This window comes from Corallococcus sp. 4LFB (assembly GCF_046520365.1).
GTDB classification, from domain to species: Bacteria; Myxococcota; Myxococcia; order Myxococcales; family Myxococcaceae; genus Corallococcus; species Corallococcus caeni.
On sequence record NZ_JBKGHJ010000959.1, the window covers coordinates 1 to 1,515 of the forward strand.

At 70.2% G+C, this 1,515-nt stretch carries 1 pseudogene; it reads right to left on the reverse strand.

Annotation, left to right across the window (positions count from 1 at the left end):
* Positions 1-1,438, reverse strand: a pseudogene (locus ACLEQD_RS43165) (condensation domain-containing protein); the annotation flags it as partial.
* Positions 1,439-1,515 lie beyond the last annotated feature (77 nt).

The following is a 1,515-nucleotide window of genomic DNA, read 5'->3' on the forward strand; positions in this document are numbered from 1 at the left end:
CGCTCCAGCACCTGCTGACGCTCCTCGGCCTCCAGCAACGGCAGGCTCCAGAGGTTCGCGTCCGCGTTCCGCGTGATGCCGGCCAGCAACGTGCCCAGGTGGCTCAGCATCCGCTGCGCCGTCTCCGCGTCGTACAGGTCCGTGCTGTACTCGAGCGATGCCGCGAGGCCCTGGCCCGTCTCCGCCACTCCCAGCGTCAGGTCGAACTTCGCGGTCGTCCCTTCCGTCTGGAGCGAACGCAGGGTGAGGCTGCTGTTCGGACGCACCTCTCCCGAGGTGTTCGTGGCAACCGCTTCGGTCTGCCACGTGAACATCACCTGGAAGAGCGGCGAGCGGCTCAGGTCGCGCTCCGGCTTGAGCTCCTCCACCAGCTTCTCGAACGGCACTTCCTGGTGTTCGTAGGCGCCCAGGGTCGTCTCGCGCACCTGGCGCAGCACCTGCCGGAAGCTCGTGCCGGACTCCAGCTTCGTGCGCAGCACCAGCGTGTTCACGAAGAAGCCGATGAGGCCTTCCAGCTCCGTGCGGTTACGACCCGCGATGGGCGTGCCCACGCTGATGTCCTGCTGTCCGCTGTAGCGCGCGAGCAACACCTGCCATGCCGCCAGCACCACCATGAAGGGCGTCGCGCCCTCCTGGCGCGCCAGCTTGAGCACCGCCTCCTCCAGGGCCCTGGGGAGCTGGAGCGCGGTCCTCGCACCGGAGATGCCCTGCACCGCCGGACGCGGGCGGTCCGTGGGCAGCTCCAGCGCGTGCGGGGCTCCCTCCAGCTGTCCACGCCACCAGGACAACTGCTTCTCCAACACCTCGCCGTGCAGCCAGCCGCGCTGCCACGCCGCGTAGTCCGCGTACTGCACGGGCAGCTCCGGCAGTGGCGACGCGCGGCCCTGGGAGTAGGCGCCGTACAGGGCCGCCACTTCCCGGACCAGCACGTCCATGGACCAGCCGTCCGACACGATGTGGTGCATCACCAGCACCAACACGTGCTCCGTGTCCGTCAGCCGCAGCAGCGTCGCGCGGAACAGGGGCCCCGAGCGAGGTCGAACGGACGCGCGGCCTCTGCCTCCACGCGCTTGCGTGCTTCGGCGTCCTGGTCGGCGGGGGTCTGGCCCTGGACGGAGACCTGCTCCAGGACGGACGCGCCAAGGGCGGAGATGCGCTGGACCGGTTGACTGTCACGGGTCTGGAAGGTCGTCCGCAGGGCTTCGTGCCGGCGCACGAGCTCCAGGAACGTCCGCTCCAGGGCCGGCACGTCCAGCGTGCCCGACAGCCGCACCGCGGACGTCATGTTGTACGACGCGCTCCCGGGCTGGAGCTGATCCAGGAACCACAGGCGCTGCTGCGCGAACGACAGCGGCAGGTCATTCGCTGTGCGCTCCACCGCCACGAGCTTCGGCACCGCGTCGCCCTGCTTCACGCGCCGGGCCTCGTCCACCCTCATGGCGAGGGATGCGACGGTGGGCGCTTCGAAGAGGGCGCGCAGCGGCAGCTCCACGCCGAACGCGCTTCGCACGCGCG